15 protein-coding genes and 1 tRNA gene are annotated in these 16,131 nt (G+C 73.7%); 7 read left to right on the forward strand and 9 right to left on the reverse strand.

What is annotated here, in order from left to right:
- On the forward strand, nt 1-894 hold an 894-nt coding region (locus DQ241_RS07005; RefSeq protein WP_233492283.1), incomplete at its 5' end, for a phospholipase D-like domain-containing protein.
- Between the two features lie 55 nt (nt 895-949).
- On the opposite strand, the gene DQ241_RS20545 is transcribed toward DQ241_RS07005, so the two are convergent.
- From DQ241_RS20545 to DQ241_RS07025, 4 genes are all read right to left on the reverse strand, one after another.
- Complete coding sequence (locus tag DQ241_RS20545) at nt 950-1,507, reverse strand: TetR/AcrR family transcriptional regulator (RefSeq protein ID WP_158545891.1); 558 nt, start codon at nt 1,505-1,507, stop codon at nt 950-952.
- An 80-nt stretch (nt 1,508-1,587) separates the two neighbouring features.
- Entirely contained in the window at nt 1,588-3,753 is a 2,166-nt protein-coding gene (locus tag DQ241_RS07015; protein ID WP_113829488.1) for a 3-hydroxyacyl-CoA dehydrogenase NAD-binding domain-containing protein, read from the reverse strand.
- Between the two features lie 13 nt (nt 3,754-3,766).
- Nucleotides 3,767-4,981 carry an acetyl-CoA C-acetyltransferase gene (locus DQ241_RS07020; protein WP_113829489.1) on the reverse strand — a complete coding sequence of 405 codons (1,215 nt, stop codon included), beginning with the start codon at nt 4,979-4,981 and terminating at the stop codon, nt 3,767-3,769.
- 48 nt (nt 4,982-5,029) lie between these two features.
- A complete protein-coding gene (locus tag DQ241_RS07025) occupies nt 5,030-6,172 on the reverse strand; it encodes an acyl-CoA dehydrogenase family protein (protein WP_113829490.1) in 1,143 nt (380 codons plus the stop codon).
- A 124-nt stretch (nt 6,173-6,296) separates the two neighbouring features.
- Between DQ241_RS07025 and DQ241_RS07030 the strand changes: the two genes are divergently transcribed.
- The 4 genes from DQ241_RS07030 to DQ241_RS07045 all read left to right on the forward strand — a co-directional run bounded on the left by DQ241_RS07030 (nt 6,297) and on the right by DQ241_RS07045 (nt 9,208).
- Nucleotides 6,297-8,087, forward strand: a complete 1,791-nt coding sequence (locus tag DQ241_RS07030) for a long-chain fatty acid--CoA ligase (protein WP_113829491.1) — start codon at nt 6,297-6,299, stop codon at nt 8,085-8,087.
- Nucleotides 8,088-8,134: 47 nt separating this feature from the next.
- Nucleotides 8,135-8,593: a hypothetical protein gene (locus DQ241_RS07035; RefSeq protein WP_113829492.1), complete on the forward strand. Its 459-nt coding sequence runs from the start codon at nt 8,135-8,137 to the stop codon at nt 8,591-8,593.
- Entirely contained in the window at nt 8,583-8,882 is a 300-nt protein-coding gene (locus tag DQ241_RS07040) for a transcriptional regulator (protein ID WP_113829493.1), read from the forward strand. The genes DQ241_RS07035 and DQ241_RS07040 overlap by 11 nt, the downstream gene beginning before the upstream one ends.
- 83 nt (nt 8,883-8,965) lie before the next feature.
- A complete protein-coding gene (locus tag DQ241_RS07045) occupies nt 8,966-9,208 on the forward strand; it encodes a hypothetical protein (RefSeq protein WP_113829494.1) in 243 nt (80 codons plus the stop codon).
- A gap of 4 nt (nt 9,209-9,212) precedes the next feature.
- On the opposite strand, the gene DQ241_RS07050 is transcribed toward DQ241_RS07045, so the two are convergent.
- The 4 genes from DQ241_RS07050 to DQ241_RS07065 form a co-directional block, all read right to left on the reverse strand.
- Nucleotides 9,213-9,494 (reverse strand): ubiquitin-like small modifier protein 1, encoded by a 282-nt coding sequence (locus DQ241_RS07050; RefSeq protein WP_113829495.1) that lies wholly within the window; start codon nt 9,492-9,494, stop codon nt 9,213-9,215.
- The gene (locus tag DQ241_RS07055; RefSeq protein ID WP_113829496.1) at nt 9,491-10,573 is read right to left on the reverse strand and encodes a sialidase family protein; all 1,083 of its coding nucleotides are present in this window, start codon (nt 10,571-10,573) and stop codon (nt 9,491-9,493) included. The genes DQ241_RS07050 and DQ241_RS07055 overlap by 4 nt, the downstream gene beginning before the upstream one ends.
- A gap of 57 nt (nt 10,574-10,630) precedes the next feature.
- Nucleotides 10,631-11,104, reverse strand: a complete 474-nt coding sequence (locus DQ241_RS07060; RefSeq protein ID WP_113829497.1) for a hypothetical protein — start codon at nt 11,102-11,104, stop codon at nt 10,631-10,633.
- 78 nt (nt 11,105-11,182) lie between these two features.
- Nucleotides 11,183-12,352 carry an Ig-like domain-containing protein gene (locus DQ241_RS07065; protein WP_233492284.1) on the reverse strand — a complete coding sequence of 390 codons (1,170 nt, stop codon included), beginning with the start codon at nt 12,350-12,352 and terminating at the stop codon, nt 11,183-11,185.
- 188 nt (nt 12,353-12,540) lie between these two features.
- On the opposite strand from DQ241_RS07065, the gene DQ241_RS07070 reads away from it, so the two are divergent.
- A tRNA-Lys gene (locus DQ241_RS07070) sits at nt 12,541-12,613 on the forward strand.
- Between the two features lie 827 nt (nt 12,614-13,440).
- Nucleotides 13,441-14,166: a hypothetical protein gene (locus tag DQ241_RS20380; RefSeq protein ID WP_147252346.1), complete on the forward strand. Its 726-nt coding sequence runs from the start codon at nt 13,441-13,443 to the stop codon at nt 14,164-14,166.
- Between the two features lie 140 nt (nt 14,167-14,306).
- On the opposite strand, the gene DQ241_RS07080 is transcribed toward DQ241_RS20380, so the two are convergent.
- Nucleotides 14,307-16,121, reverse strand: coding sequence for a TrkA family potassium uptake protein (locus DQ241_RS07080; RefSeq protein ID WP_199584181.1), 1,815 nt, complete (start codon nt 16,119-16,121; stop codon nt 14,307-14,309).
- Nucleotides 16,122-16,131 lie beyond the last annotated feature (10 nt).

Raw genomic sequence — 16,131 nt, forward strand, 5'->3', positions numbered from 1 at the left:
GGTCTGCCCCGCGCCGCCGATCCGCTCCCCGCGCCCGGCCCCGCGCCGGCACCGGTCGGCAGCCGCACCGTGCAGCTGCTGCGCACCTACCCGCGGCGGCGTCCGGCGTACCCGTTCGCGCCGCAGGGCGAGCGCAGCGTGGCCCGGGGTTACGCGAAGGCGCTGGCCCGCGCCCGCCGGCTGGTCTACGTGGAGGACCAGTACCTGTGGTCGCGCGACGTCGCGCGGATCTTCGCCGCCGCGCTGCGCCGCTCGCCGCAGCTGGAGGTGATCGCCGTGGTGCCCCGGTACGTCGACGCCCAGGGCCGCTTCGACGTCCCCGCCTCGCTGCTCGGGCAGAACGCGGCCTGGCGCACCGTCGTGGCGGCCGGCGGCGACCGGGTGCAGCTGTTCGACGTCGAGAACGCGGCCGGCTTCCCGGTGTACGTGCACGCGAAGGTCTGCGTGATCGACGACGTGTGGGCCGCGGTCGGCAGCGCCAACCTCAACCGCCGGTCGTGGACGCACGACTCCGAGCTGACCGCCGCGGTCCTCGACGAGCGCCGCGACCTGCGGGAACCGGCCGACCCCGGTGGCCTCGGCGACGGCGCGCGCGGCTTCGCCCGCGACCTGCGGCTCACCCTGATGCGCGAGCACCTGGACCGGGCCGACGGCGACGACGCCGACCTGCTCGACCCCGGCCGTGCCGTGGAGGCGGTGCGGCGGGCCGCTGCGGACCTCGACGCCTGGCACGCCGGCGGGCGGCAGGGCCCGCGGCCCCCGGGACGGCTGCGCAGCCACCCGCGGCGCCCCGGCGGGGGCCGGCTGAGCCGGTGGCTCGTCACCCCGCTCTACGACCTCGCCTACGACCCCGACGGCCGGCCCTGGCGCCAGCGCGGACGCCGGGAGTTCTGACCCGGGAGTTCGGACCCGTTCAGCTCCCGGTACCGAAAGCTGAACGGGGGCAGGGTCAGGAGCGGACGCGGGCGGTGAAGGCCTCCACGATCGCCAGCCAGTGCTTCAGGTGCTGGCCGTCGCGCGGGGCGTCGGGCTGCAGCGCGAAGGTGAGCGCCTGCCCGCGCATCGAGGTGAGCAGCACCTGGTAGACCGCCTCGGCGCTGGGGTGGGTGGCCACCTCCTCGCCGAACACCTCCATGGCGAGCGCCCGCAGCTGCACCCCCAGCCGCCGCTCGTGCGGCAGCAGCGCCGCGCGCAGCTCGGCGTCGGTGCGGGCCGCCGTCCAGAGCTCCATCGCCGCGACGAACAGCGGCCCGTGGAACCGGTGCCACACCAGCTCGACGCCGGCCCGGATGCGCGCCGTCGGCTCGGTGGGCAGCTCGGCGGCGGCCTCCCGGACGCTGGCGCTGAACTCGCCGTAGAGGTGGTCGACGGCGGCCAGGACCAGCTCGGCCTTCGAGGTGAACTGGTGGGTGAGCGCACCGCGGGAGACCCCGGCGCGCCGCTGCACCTCCTGGGTGGTGGTGTGCGCGTAGCCGAGCTCCACGAGGGACTCGACGGTGGCGCGCACCAGGGCGGCACGGGTCGCCGCCCGCCGCTCCGCCTGGGTGCGGCGCAGCGGCGGGCGGGACCCGAGCGGGGTGCTGGCGGTCAGCCGGCCACCGCCGCGCGGAGGCTCCCGGCCGGGACGGCGCGCTCGAGCAGGATCGCCGGCGGGCGGAACCGCTCGCCGTAGCGGTCGGCCAGCTCGTCGGCGCGGGCCACGAACCCGGCCACGCCGCCCGCGTACTGGTCGACGTACTGCAGCACGCCGCCGTAGAGCGGCGGGAAGCCGATGCCCATGATCGAGCCGATGTTGGCGTCCTCGACCGAGGTGAGCACCTCCTCCTCGACGCACCGGGCGGTCTCGACCGCCATGGCGAACAGCAGCCGCTCCTGGGCGTCGTGGAACGGCACCGCGTCCTGGGCGTCCGGCGCCTTCGACGGGAACAGCCCGGACAGGCCCGGCCACACCCGCTTCTCCGGCTGCCAGTCGAAGAAGCCCTGACCGGCCGCCTTCCCGGTGCGCCCCTGCTCGACCATCGCCCGGAGCACCGCGACCCCCGGGTGCTCGTCGGCGATGCCCGCCTTGGCGGCCTCGTCGCGGATCTTGAGCGGCAGCGTCAGGGTCACCTCGTCGAGGAGGGTCAGCGGACCGGCCGGGAAGCCCGCCTGCAGCGCCGCGCGCTCGACGCTCATCGGGGCCAGGCCCTCGGCCAGCAGCGCGGCGCCTTCCATCACCAGGGTCCCGAACACCCGGCTGGTGAAGAAGCCGCGGCTGTCCTGGACGACGATCGGCGTCTTGCCGATCTGCCGCACGACGTCGTAGGCCCGGGCGAGCGCCTCGTCGGAGGTGTCCCGACCGACGATCAGCTCGACCAGCGGCATCTTGTCCACCGGCGAGAAGAAGTGCATGCCGACGACGTCGGCCGGCCGCTGGACGCCCTCGGCCAGGCCGGTGATCGGCAGGGTGGAGGTGTTGGACGCCAGCAGCGCGTCCGGCGCCGCGTGGGCCTCCGCCTCCGACAGCACCCGGTGCTTGAGCGCCTGGTCCTCGAACACCGCCTCCACGACGACGTCGCAGCCGGCCAGGTCGGCGGCGTCGCCGGTCGGGGTGATGCGGGCGAGGAGGGCGTCGGCCGCCTCCTGCGCCATGCGCCCGCGGGAGACCTGCTTGCCGACGAGCCCGGCGACGTGCGCCTTGCCCTTCTCGGCCGCCTCGACGCCGACGTCCTTGAGGACGACGTCCACGCCGGCCTTGGCGAACGCGTGCGCGATCCCCGCGCCCATCATCCCGGCGCCGAGCACGCCGACCTTGCGCGCCGCGTACTTCTCCGGCCCGGACGGGCGGGAGCCGCCGCCGTTGATCCGGTTCAGGTCGAACCACAGCGCCTGGATCATGTTGGTCGAGATCTGCCCGACGACGAGGTCGAGGAAGTAGCGGCCCTCGACGACGAACGCCGTCTCCACGTCGACCTGGAGGCTCTCCACGGCCGCGGCCAGGATCGCCGCGGGCGCCGGGTAGGGCGCGCCCTTGAGCTGCTTCTCCAGGTTCGCGGGGAACGCCGGCAGGCTTGACGCCAGCGACGGCGACGACGGGGTGCCGCCAGGCACCTTGTAGCCCTTCGTGTCCCACGGCTGGGCGGCGTCGGGGTTGGCCAGCACCCAGGCGCGGGCCTTGGCGAGCAGCTCGTCGCGGTCGGCCGCGGTCTCGTGCGCCAGGCCCAGCTTCACCGCCTTCTCCGGCCGCAGCTGCTGCCCCTGGAGCAGCAGTTCCAGCAGCGCGGTCGTCAGGCCGAGCAGCCGGACCGACCGGACGACGCCGCCACCGCCGGGCAGCAGCCCGAGGGTGACCTCGGGGAAGCCGAGCTTCACCTTCGGGTCGTCGAGGACGACGCGGTGGTGGCAGGCCAGCGCGATCTCCAGGCCACCGCCCAGGGCGGCGCCGTTGATCGCCGCGGCGACGGGGAGGCCCAGGGTCTCCAGCCGGCGCAGCTGCCGCTTCACCAGCGTCACGTTCGCGAGGACGACGTCCTTGGTCTCGGGCGTCGCCTGGATCAGGCCGCCGAGGTTGCCGCCGGCGAAGAACGTCTTCTTCGCGCTGGTGAGGACGACGCCGCGGAGGGAACCCTTCTCGGCGTCCAGCCGGTCGAGGGTCTCCCCCATCGAGCGCACGTACGCGTCGTTCATCGTGTTGGCCGACGACGAGGGGTCGTCGAGGGTGAGGACGACGACGCCGTCGGCGTCCTGCTCCCAGCGGATGGTGCTGTTCGACATGCGGGGGTGCTCCTCAGACTCGCTCGACGACGGTGGCGATGCCCATCCCGCCGCCGACGCACAGGGTGGCCAGGCCGTAGCGCAGGTCGCGCCGCTCGAGCTCGTCGACGAGCGAGCCCAGGATCATGGCGCCGGTGGCGCCCAGCGGGTGGCCCATGGCGATGGCGCCGCCGTTGACGTTGACCTGCTCGTGGTCGAAGCCGGTGTCGGCCATGAACCGCAGGACGACGGCGGCGAACGCCTCGTTCATCTCGACCAGGTCGATGTCGTCGACGGTGAGCCCGGCCTTGGCCAGCGCCTTGCGGGTGGCCGGCGCCGGGCCGGTCAGCATGATCACCGGGTCGGCGCCGGACAGCGCCGTGCTGACGATGCGGGCGCGCGGGGTGAGCCCGTTGGCCCGGCCGGCCTCCTCGCTGCCGACGACGACCAGCGCGGCGCCGTCGACGATGCCGCTGGAGTTGCCGGCCGTGTGCACGTGGTCGATCCGCTCGACCCAGTGGTACTGGTCCAGCGCGACGGCGTCGAAGCCGCCCATGTCGCCGATGCCGGCGAAGGCGGAGGGCAGCGCGCCGAGCGACTCGACGGTCGTGCCGGGGCGGACCAGCTCGTCGGTGTCGGCCACCAGGGTGCCGTTGCGATCGGTGACCGGGACGACGGAGCGCTCGAAGTAGCCGTTCGACCAGGCCTTCGCGGCGCGGGCGTGCGACTCGGCGGCGTAGGCGTCGACGTCCTCGCGGCTCCAGCCGCCCAGGGTGGCGATGAGGTCGGCACCGATGCCCTGCGGGACGAAGTGGGTGCGGGCCGCGGTCTCGGGGTCCATGGCCCAGGCCCCGCCGTCGGAGCCCATCGGCACCCGGGACATGGACTCCACGCCGCCGGCGAGGACGAGGTCCTCGAACCCGGAGCGCACCTTCTGCGCGGCCAGGTTGACCGCCTCCAGGCCGCTGGCGCAGAACCGGTTGATCTGGACGCCGGCCACGGTCTCGGGCAGCCCGGCGGCCAGCGCCGCCGTCTTGGCGATCACCGCGCCCTGCTCGCCGACCGGCGAGACGACGCCGAGGACGACGTCGTCCACCAGCGCGGGGTCCAGGCCGGGGTTGCGCCGGCGCACCTCGTCGATGAGGCCGGTGGTCAGGCTGATCGGCTTGACCGAGTGCAGCGCACCGGTCTTCTTGCCCTTGCCGCGCGGGGTGCGCACGGCGTCGTAGATGAACGCCTCGGTGCTCATGCGGGTCCTCTCGTGGGAGTACGTACCTGCTTCATCGCGACAAAGCGGTCAGACGCCGAGGGAGCGGCCGATGATCTCCTTCATGATCTCGGTCGTCCCGCCGTAGATGGTCTGCACGCGGGAGTTGAGGAACGCCTTGGCGACGGGGTACTCGAGCATGTAGCCGTAGCCGCCGTGCAGCTGCACGCACTGGTCGACGACGCGCTTCTGCAGCTCCGTCGTCCACCACTTGGCCTTGGCCGCGTCCTCGACGGTGAACCGGCCGGCGTTGTGCTCGAGGATGGCCTTCTCGAGGAACACCTCGGCGATCGACACCTCGGTCTCCATCTCGGCCAGCACGAAGCGGTTGTGCTGGAAGGAGCCGATGGGCCGGCCGAAGGCGGTGCGGTCCTTGCAGTACTGGATCGTCGTGTCGAGCACGATCCGGCTGGCGGCCACGGCGACCGCCGCGATCGACAGCCGCTCCTGGGGCAGGTTGGCCATCAGGTGGAAGAAGCCGTGCCCCTCCGTGCCGATGAAGTTCGCGGCCGGGACGCGGACGTCCTCGAAGAACAGCTCGGCGGTGTCCTGGGCCTTCATGCCGACCTTGTCGAGCTTGCGGCCGCGCTCGAAGCCCGCCATCCCCCGTTCGACGGCGAGCAGCGAGAAACCGCGCGCGCCGGCCTCGGGGTCGGTGCGGGCCACCACGATCACCAGGTCGGAGAGGATGCCGTTGGTGATGAAGATCTTCGAGCCGTTGAGGATCCAGTCGTCGCCGTCGCGGCGGGCCGTCGTCTTGAGGCCCTGCAGGTCGGAGCCGGCGCCGGGCTCGCTCATGGCGATCGCGGTGATCATCTCGCCGCTGGTGAACCTCGGCAGCCAGCGCTGCTTCTGCTCCTCGGTGCACAGCTCCAGCAGGTAGGGCGCGACGACGTCGTTGTGCAGCGTGAAGCCCAGGCCGCTCGCGCCGACCCGGCTCACCTCGGCGGCGAGGATCGCGTTGTAGCGGAAGTCCTTGACCCCGCCGCCGCCGTACTCCTCGGGGACGTCCATGCCGAGCAGTCCCTGCTGCCCCGCCTTGAGCCAGACCGAGCGGTCGACCTGGCCGGCCTCCTCCCACGCCGCGTGGTGCGGGACGACCTCCTTGGCCAGGAACTCCTGCACGCTGGCGCGGAACGCCTCGTGCTCGGCCTCGTAGAGCGCTGACTGCACAGGGGTCCTCCGGAGCTAGATCATGTCGGTCGGATGACGATGCGGCAGATCGCAACATACAGACAGTGCGTTCTGTTAGTTTGCGGCCCACGTCACATCGTCGTGTCACGCGAGGAGCCCACCCGTGCAGGAGTACTCCAGCCCCGCCACGTTCCAGGTCCCGCCCACCGCCGCGCTCGCGGACGTGGTCACCGAGCACGCCCGCACCAGCCCCGACACGGTCCGCTTCAGCCGCAAGGTCGGCGGCAGCTGGACGCCGGTGACCAGCCGGGAGTTCGCCGACCAGGTCGACGCCCTGGCGCGCGGCCTCGTGGCCGCCGGCGTCCAGGCCGGCGACCGCGTCGGCATCCTCAGCAAGACCCGTTACGAGTGGACCCTCGCCGACTACGCGATCTGGACCGCCGGCGCCGTCGCCGTCCCCATCTACGAGACCTCCTCGGCCGAGCAGGCCCAGTGGATCCTCTCCGACTCCGGCGCCGTGGCCGTCGTGGTGGAGACCGCCGCGCACCGCGAGCTGGTCGAGTCGGTGCGCGACCGCGTGCCCGACCTGCGCGAAGTCTGGGTCATCGAGTCCGGCGACCTCGACGCCGTCGCCGCGCGCGAGGCCGACGTGCCCGCCGGCGAGCTCGCCGTCCGGCGCGACGGGCTGTCGGGCGACAGCCTGGCGACGGTCATCTACACCTCGGGCACCACCGGCCGCCCCAAGGGCTGCGAGCTGACGCACGGCAACTTCCTCTACGTCGCCGAGCTGGCCCAGCAGCTGCTCCCGGACATGCGCTCCGGCGACGGGAGCAACCTGCTGTTCCTGCCCCTGGCCCACGTGTTCGCGCGGATCATCGAGGTGGCCTGCGTGCAGGCCGGCGTCCGGCTCGGGCACACCGGCGACCTCGCCGAGCTGCTCGGCGACCTCGGCACGTTCCAGCCGACGTCGCTGGTCGCCGTGCCCCGCGTGTTCGAGAAGGTCTACAACGGCGCGCGGCAGAAGGCGCACGCCGGCGGCAAGGGGGCGATCTTCGACCGTGCCGAGCGGGTGGCCGTGGCCTGGTCCCGCGCGCAGGACACCGGCGGCGCCGGGATCGGTCTGAACATCCAGCACGCGGTGTTCGACAAGCTGGTCTACGGCAAGCTGCGGGCCGCCATGGGCGGCAAGGTGACGACGTCGCTGTCCGGCGGCGCGGCCCTCGGCGAGCGGCTGGGCCACTTCTTCCGCGGCATCGGGGTGACCATCCTCGAGGGCTACGGCCTCACCGAGACCACCGGCCCGGCCACGGTCAGCGGGCCGGACAGCCTGAAGATCGGCACCGTCGGCCGCCCCGCCCCCGGGTCCGCGGTGCGCATCGCCGACCTGGGCGAGATCCAGGTCAGGGGGCCGCAGGTGTTCCGCGGCTACTGGAAGAACCCCGACGCCACGGCGGAGGTCATGCGCGACGGGTGGTTCGCCACCGGCGACGTCGGCACGATCGACGACGAGGGCTACGTGACGATCACCGGCCGGATCAAGGAGCTCATCGTCACCTCCGGCGGCAAGAACGTCGCGCCGATCGTGCTCGAGGACCGGCTGCGCGCCCACCCGCTGGTCAGCCAGTGCATGGTGGTCGGCGACGGGCGCCCGTTCGTGGGCTGCCTGGTCACCCTCGACGCCGAGGCCCTCCCCGCCTGGCTGGAGAGCAAGGGCCGGCCCACCGGCACCCCGATCGCCGACCTGGTCGACGACCCGGAGATCCGCGCCGAGATCCAGGCCGGCGTCGACGCGGCCAACAAGCAGGTCTCCAAGGCGGAGTCGATCCGCTCCTTCGCGATCCTGCCGGTGGAGTGGACCGTCGAGGGCGGGCAGCTGACCCCGTCGCTGAAGATGAAGCGGTCGGTGCTCATGAAGGAGTTCGCCGGCGAGGTGGAGAAGATCTACGCCGCCTGACGCGCCGAGGGTTGCCATGCAGGAAACTCGCCACTACTGTTTCCTGCATGGCAACCAGCTCGGGTGACCGCCCGACCCCGGACGAGGCCCGCGAGACGCTGCGCCGGCTGCACCAGGACGCGGAGGCCGTGCGCTACCCGCCCATCCCGGCCTGGTTCTTCGCCGCGCAGGCCGCGGCCGTCGCGGGCCTGCACCTGGTGCGCCTGCTCCCCGGGTCCGGCGGCGGCCGGTACGCCCAGCTGATCTCCGTCCTCGCCATCGCCCTGGCCGCCGGCGGCCTCGGGCAGCGGTACTGGCTCAACCGCGACGGCGTCGCGTGGGCGTCCGCCCGCCCCCGGGACATGCTGCCGTTCCTGGCGCTGCTCCTCGGCAGCTTCGCCGCGTGCTGGGCGATCACCGAGACCACCGGCGCCCGGTGGGTCTGGATCCTCGGCGCCGCTTTCTCGGCCGCCGTCGTGCTGGTCACCGGCGCCCGCTACCGGCAGCAGTACGGCGATGGCCGCTGAGACGGCGGCCTTCGACGAGGTCATCCACGCACCGCAGCGGCTGCGGATCTGCGCCATGCTCAGCGCCGCCCAGAGCGTCGAGTTCGGCGTGCTGCTGGAGCGCCTCGAACTGTCCAAGTCGGCGCTGAGCAAGCACGTCTCGCAGCTGGCCGACGCCGGCTACGTCACCCAGGAGCGGGCCGTGCGCGACGGGCGCAGCCGCCTCTGGCTGTCGCTCACCCGCGAGGGCGCCCGCGCCTACGCCGCGCACGTCCGGGCACTGCAGCAGATCATCGCCGAGGACGGGTGACCGGCGGGGCTGGTGGGGCGGGTGCGCCGAACACGCACCCGCCGGTGCTGGCCCCCGGCGGAACGGGTCCGGACCCTGAGGGCATGACCAGCGTCTACGCGTACGGCACGGCACACGCGGTGGTGATGGTCGGCTCGTTCGGCGCCGACGGGCTCAAGCCCCGCCAGATCGGCCCGGCGCACGCCACCATCGGGCGGGTCAACGGGCAGAGCCGCAAGGCGCTGTGCGGCGCCTACGTCTCCATCGACGAGCAGCTCCCCTGGCCCCCGGAGGGCTACGACGAGCAGCAGCTCTGCCCGTCCTGCGCGGAGCTCGCCTCCCTCTGACCGCTCAGCCCCCGGCGACCGAGGGCAGCACCTGCACCTGCGCGCCGTCCCGGACCGCGGTGCCCAGTCCGCCGCAGAACCGGACGTCGTCGCCGTCGACGTAGACGTTCACGAACCGGCGCACCTGCCCGGTCTCGTCGCGGATCCGCCGGCCCAGCAGCGGGTGCGCCGCCGCCAGCGCGTCGAGCAGGTCGGCGAGGGTCTCCCCCGCCGGCTGCACGTCGAGGTGCTTGGCGCCGCCGGCCAGGTCGGCCAGGACGCCGGGCAGCACCACCTCCACGCTCACGGCAGCCGCACCGCCCGCACGGCCAGGACGTCGGGCAGGTGGTCGGCGACCAGCGTGAAGGTGTCCCCCTCGTCGGCGCTGGCGTAGACGCAGCCGTCGCGGGTGCCCACGTAGACGCCGGTCGGGTCGCCCTCGTCGACGCAGAAGGCGTCCCGCATGACCGCGGTCCAGGCGGCGTCGGGCAGGCCCTCGCCGCCCTCCTCCCAGGTGCCGCCCGCGTCCCGGGTGCGGTGCACGCGCAGCCTGCCGGCCGGCGGCACCCGCTGCATGTCGGCCACCAGGGGCACGACCCAGGCGGTACCGGGCGTGGACGGCGAGGAGGCGATCGGGAAGCCGAAGTCGGCCGGCAGCCCGCCGGCGATCGAGGACCACGACCGCCCGGCGTCGTCGGTGCGGAAGACCCCGAAGTGGTTCTGCGCGTACATCCGGTCGGGCCCGGCGGCGTCGACGGCGACCTTGTGCACGCACTGCCCGTACTCGGGCTCGGCGTCGGGCAGGAAGACGGCGCTGATCCCCTTGTTGCGCGGCTCGAAGCTGCCACCGCCGTCCTCGCTGACGTAGACCCCGCCGGTGCTCATGGCGACCGTCACCCGCTCGGACGCCGGGTCGGGGATGACGGTGTGCACCGCTCCCCCACCGCCGCCCGGCTCCCAGGTCGGCCGGTGCGGGTGGTCCCAGAGGCCGCGGACGAGGGAGAAGCTGCAGCCGCCGTCGGTGCTGCGCCACAGCGAGTGCGGCTCGGCACCGGCCCAGACGACGTCCGGGCGCTCCGCGGTGTCGGGCCGCAGCTGCCACACGCGGGCCAGCGCCGCGCCGGCGTCCTCGGGGAAGCGGATCGCCCCGTGGTCGGTCTCCTGCCAGCTGGCCCCCAGGTCGTCGGACCACATGACGGTGGGGCCCCAGTGGCCGTACTGGATGCCGGCGAGGATGCGGGGCGCCGACCGACGGGTGTCCACGCAGACCGCGGCCACCTCCTGGGCGAGCAGGTGCGGCTCGCTCACGGCCCACGTGCGCCGGTCGTCCTCGCTGCGCGCCAGGAACAGCCCCTTGCGCGTGCCGATGGCCAGCAGATCGGTCATGACGCCCCTCCGGTGTCGACGGTCCTCCGGGGATAGGACCGTCGACGGGGGCGGAACTCAGCGGCGGGTCGCGCCGCCCGTGTCCGGCTGGTCGGTGCGGGTGACCGTGTGCTCGGTGACCACCGTCTGGTCGCCGGCGGGAGCGGCGTGCTGCGGCGCGGTGTCGGCGCCGGCCCCGGTGCCGCGCGAGGCGAGGTCAGGCGCCAGCTTCTCGGCCTTGGCGCGGAGCTGGTCGGCGGCGGAGCGGTCCTCGCCGGCGCGGGCGGCGCGCTCGCGCGCCTCGTGCTCGCTGACGGCGGCGCGCTCCTGCACCTCGGCCAGCTCACGCCGGGCGCGGGCGGCCTGCTCCTCGGCGAGGGCCTGCTCCTTGTCCGCGCGGGCGGCGCGGACCTGCGCCTCCTGCAGGTGCTCGCGCGCCTGCTCCCGCTTCTTGGCGCGGCTGACCTTGGAACGCTTGCTCAGTGCCAGCGCCAGCAGTGCGAGCAGCACGACGGCGACGACGACCAGCAGGACGATGAGCCAGGTGTCCACGGGAACCCCTCCTCGGTTCGGCTCGCTGGGGGGTTCCCGCGCGGTGGGAGCAGGAAACGCGCCGGTCGGATCAGGTGATCACTTGAGCGCGCTGCCGGCCTGCCACTCGGCCCACGGGATGGTCCAGTCGTAGACGTCCGAGCGCAGGGTGCCGGCGCTCGAGCCCCGGATCTCCACGACGTCGCCGGGCTGGGAGAAGTCGAAGAACCAGGCGGCCCGCTCGGTGGAGAGGTTGATGCACCCGTGCGAGACGTTGCTGTTGCCCTGCTGGGCCACCGACCACGGCGCGGCGTGCACGAACTCGCCGCTGTCGGAGATGCGGACGGCGTACTCGACCGGCGTCCGGTAGCCCTCCGGGCTGTCCACCGGCACGCCGTAGGTGCTGGAGTCCATGATCCGGTCGCGGTTGAGCTCGGTGACCACGTGCGGGCCGTTGTAGCTCGGGTTGTCGGGGCTGCCCGCGCTCATCGGCCAGGTCTGGACGAGCTGGTCGCCGTCGTAGACCTCCATCGTGTGCGTGGAGGCGTCGGCGATCGAGACGTGCTTCTCGCCGATCCGGAAGGACACCGTGCGGTCCTTCTCGCCCCACACGCCGTCGCCGAAGTCGACCCCGTAGAGCGTGGCGTCGAGCCGGACGTCGGTCTGCGCCGGCCAGTACTGCGACGGGCGGAAGTGCACCTCGGTGTCGCTGAACCAGTTCCACACGCCGTCGGTAGGCGTGGACGAGGTGACCTTCAGGTTGCTCTCGACGGCGGCCTTGTCGGCCACCGGGTCGTCGAACCACACCCGGATCGGCATGCCGACGCCGACGGTCTGCCCGTCCAGCGGGCCGATGGACGGCGTGGACAGCGTCGCGGGCGTGACCGTGGTGAACGTGCTCGCCGCCTCGGCGGTCTCGTCGTCCTCGTTGGCCGCCGTCGCGGTCACGGTGTAGCTGGTGCCGTAGGCCAGCGGCGTCTCCGGCGTCCACACCTGGGTGCCGGAGCCGTCCTCGGCCGGGACCACCTCACCGGCGAGCTCGGCACCGGCGCCGTCGACGACGGTCACCTGCTCGAGCTCGCCGTCGGTCACCTCGATCTCCAGCGGGGTGACCGGGGAGACGTCGGTCGACCCGTCCGCCACCGAGACGCCGACCTGCGCCGGCGGCACCTCCGCGGCCTGCTCGGCCGAGCCCCCGGCGTCGTCGCCGCTGCAGCCGGTGAGGAACACCAGCGCGCTCGCGGTGATCAGTACGGCTGTCCGTCGCACCGTCGTCCCCTCTCCCCGTCGCCCGGGCGACCGGGCGTCCTCCCGAGTGTCCCAGCTCCGCCGGCGCGGGGGCGGCGGCTGCGGAGGGACACGGCCGGCGGGTGTGGCGGAGCCCGCCCCCGGGGGGTGTCACCACGGCCCCGGGGCGCTGGTATCGTTCTCCCTCGTTGCCGGCTCGCCGGCGATCCGCGCCATTAGCTCAATTGGCAGAGCAGCTGACTCTTAATCAGCGGGTTCGGGGTTCGAGTCCCTGATGGCGCACTCTGCACGATCCTGACCAGCGGCGATGTCCACGGACATCGCCGCTTCGTCGTTCCCGGGGCGCTGCTCCCCACGCGCTCCCCCAGTTCGGGCGGTCGAGGGGCCTGCCACCGCCACGGCAGAGCCGGGACCACGCGGACAGCCGAGGCGGACGGCGCTGCGGACGCCGTCGAGGCGCAAGCCGCCACCCCGCGCCGCAACCGAAGCGTCACCTCGCGCGCCCCGGCAACCACAGCCGCCACAGGCGTCACCCCGTCACGCAGAGCGCATGGTTCCCTCTTTTGAGTAACTACACCGCTGTAACCCGTTGGAGAGCTCCCATGCACCACGTCCCGTCCGTCCCGAGCCGCGAGGCGCGCGCCGCGGCGCAGTTCCGACGGGGCGACCGCTCCGGAGGCCGGCACGGCTTCCTCGCAGGGGTGGCCCTCACCCTGGCCGCCGTGGCGACGGTCGCAGCGCTCGCGGGGCCGTTCCCGGTGGCCTCGCCCGCACCCGACAGCCCGGCGCTCCTCGCCGGGGCCCGGACGACCGTCTCCGGCGCTGCCGGCTCGCACCCCGGGACCCCGGATCACGGAGCTCCGCCCGCCGGGGACGTCCCGTCGACCGCAGGGACGTCGCCCTCCGGCGCCCCGGCCGTCGCGGCCCCCGTCACCCCTGCGCCGGTAGCGCCCGCCCCGGCCACCTCCTCCGCCGACACGACCGGCGACCCCGCAGGCGACGAGCGACCCGATCCCTCGTCGAGCGATCCCACGGCGGGGGCGGTCGAGGTCGGGCCCGGAGGAGGCACCGCAGCGCGGCTGGAGCAGGCCCTGGCCACCTCGCTCCTGGTGACGATGCCCCCGGGTGAGTACGTCTTCGAGCGCGCGCCGGTCCTCCCCGACAACGCCAGGATCGTCGGCGCGGGCAAGGCCCTGACGAAGTGGTTCCGCACCTTCGACGGCGACTTCGCCGTCCTGCCCGAGAGCGCAACCCTGGAGAACCTGGCCATCCAGGGCCAGGGCGCGCAGTTCGGCGGCCGCGGTCTCGTCCTCACCGGCGACGACGGTCGCCAGGTGCTCGACAACGTGGCGGTCCTCGGCTTCGAGGGGTACTGCATCGACTTCGAGACCATCCACGCGGGGTCGCAGTTCCGCGCCGAGAAGCTCGACGTCGCCCGGTACAACGCCGACCCGACCGGCGACCGCTACGCCGTCCACATGGCCGACGGGTTCCAGAACAGCGCGGTTCCCAGGAGCTTCTTCCAGGTCGAGACGCAGGGCTCGCCCTTCGCCTACCTCGGCGGCTCGAACGACGTCTACGTCACCGCCTCGACCGTCGGCGGGATGCAGTTCACCGAGAACACCCGCGGCTTCCACCTCGGGGTGTCGCGCTGGCTCAACCAGCCGGCTGTCGAGATCCACGGCCACGGCATCACCGTGACGGGGGTCGGCATCCGGCCCGCGGTCACGATCATGCCCGGTGCTGACGACGTGCACTTCGACGGCAGCTACTTCAACGCCGGGGCCGTGGACAGGTCGGGTGCCGGCAACAACACCGGGCTGCCCGCTCGCTGACACGTTCGCCGTCCACGGCCGACGTGGTGGTAGCGGCTCGTGATCAGCGGGCTCGGGTCTCGAGTCCCTGACGGCGCACCCTCCGACGCGGCCCGGTCCTCCTGGACCGGGCCGCGTCGCCGTCCCGGGCCCACCCGCGGTCAGCCGCGCCGGGCGGGGTCCCGGCGCAGCTGCTCCTCCACTCGGCGCCAGACCCAGCCCGAGGGCACCCGCTGCCCGGAGACCACGTACTCCCGGGCCGAGTCCACCTGCAGCGTGATGGCCAGCGCGCGCCGCGCCGCCGGCCAGCCGGCCAGGAGCAGCTCGTCGCCCTCGCGGAGCGCGAAGTCCGGGCCCGGGTCCAGCGTGGCCTCGTCGCCGCGGAGCACCAGGAGCACGACGGCGTGCAGCGGCTCGTCGCGGTCCTCGGGGTTGCGCAGCAGGTCGCCGAGGCGCGCCTCGCCGGACCGCAGCCATGCCGGCAGCGACGGCGCCTCCTCCGCCGACAGCCGCACCTTCCACAGGGCCTGCAGCTGCTCGCCGCACAGCCCGGTGAGTCGCTCGACGAGCTCGGCCGCCCAGGCGTCGCCCCGGCCGGGCATGTCGCGGATGAAGCGCCACAGCAGCGGCGTGGACAGCTGCGCGTACACCTGGTGGGCCACCACCTCGGTGGGCACGAGCAGCGCGTCGATCTCCATGGCCTGGAACAGCGGTGCGTTCGCCGGGCGGTTCTGCCGGGCGGCGACGAACAGCTCGGGCGCCGCCCGACGGGCCGCGGCCACCAGCGAGAGGTTGGTCGTGTCGTTGTCCGTGCCGGCCACGAACCCCACCGCGGAGCCGATCCCCACCCGGTCCAGGACGCCGGGCTCGGAACCGTCGGCCACCACGCCGTCCTCGCCGTCGGCCCCCGGCTGCGGGTCGACCACGGTCACCTGGATGCCCTCGTCCCGCAGGTCGCGGGTCAGCTCCCGGCCGAGGCGCCCGTAGCCGAAGACCACCCAGCGGCCGGTGCGCGGCGGCGACCCCCGCGGCGGCAGCGGCCCGCCCGGCCCGTTCTCCAGCCAGGTGAGCAGCTGGTAGGACGCCGGCGCCCGCAGCGCGAGCCGCACGTGGTCGCCGAAGACGTCGAACGGGTTCACGACGCTCGGCGAGCCGAACGACCGCATCCGCTCCCCCATCGCCCGCGTCGTGGCCCGGGCGATCACCGGGACGTCGGGTCGCAGCAGGGTGGCGGTCATGACGACGGCGAGGTTGGCCTCGTCGTCGTCGGTCAGCGCCACCACCGCCTCGCACATCGGGTGGTCGAGACCCGCGACGCCGAGGTGCGCCGGGTCGCGGGCGTCGGCGGCCAGCCCCGGCACGTCGGCCCGGTACGACTCGAGCTCCAGGCCCTCGATCCGCTCGGCGGCGCGGTCGAGCACGACCACCCGCCGGCCGAGCGCGTCCATCGAGTGGCCCAGCAGCTCACCGGCGCGGCCGTAGCCCGCGATGAGGACGAACGGCTCGGCCAGCCGGGCCACCTTGCGCGAGAACCGCTGCAGCGCCAGCGCCTGGCGGAACGCGCGGTCCTGGATGAGCGACAGCAGCGAGCCGATCGCGTAGGCCCAGCCGATGACGGTGAGGTAGATCGAGACCGTCAGCCACATCCGCTGGTTGTAGGTGAACGGGTACGGGATCTCGCCGAAGCCGATCGTCGTCGCGGTGTAGCTCATGACGTAGATGGCGTCGAAGAAGCCCATCCGCCAGGGCCGCCCCTCGGCGTCCACCCCCGGGATCAGCGTCAGCCCCAGGACGCTCACCGAGAAGATGACGATGAGCACGATCAGCGGGGCGCGCATCCGCCGGAGGATCAGGAAGATCGTCGCCGACGCCTTGGCCGACGACGACGTGGCGGCCAGCGCGCGGGCGCGGCGGATGCGCCGCTGGTCGTCGTCCGGCCGGCGCCGCGACCAGAAGGTGAGCAGCGGGTTGCCCACGGCGGCCTCC

The sequence above is a fragment of the Blastococcus sp. TF02A-30 genome, from assembly GCF_003319185.1.
Taxonomy (GTDB): Bacteria; Actinomycetota; Actinomycetes; order Mycobacteriales; family Geodermatophilaceae; genus Blastococcus.

Bases quoted from the DNA above. Each gene is read 5' to 3' on its own strand.
- DQ241_RS07020 (WP_113829489.1), bottom strand. From the start codon at position 4,981: ATGAGCACCGAGGCGTTCATCTACGACGCCGTGCGCACCCCGCGCGGC.
- DQ241_RS07055 (WP_113829496.1), bottom strand. From the start codon at position 10,573: ATGACCGATCTGCTGGCCATCGGCACGCGCAAGGGGCTGTTCCTGGCG.
- DQ241_RS07045 (WP_113829494.1), top strand. From the start codon at position 8,966: ATGACCAGCGTCTACGCGTACGGCACGGCACACGCGGTGGTGATGGTC.
- DQ241_RS07035 (WP_113829492.1), top strand. From the start codon at position 8,135: ATGGCAACCAGCTCGGGTGACCGCCCGACCCCGGACGAGGCCCGCGAG.
- DQ241_RS07040 (WP_113829493.1), top strand. From the start codon at position 8,583: ATGGCCGCTGAGACGGCGGCCTTCGACGAGGTCATCCACGCACCGCAG.
- DQ241_RS07015 (WP_113829488.1), bottom strand. From the start codon at position 3,753: ATGTCGAACAGCACCATCCGCTGGGAGCAGGACGCCGACGGCGTCGTC.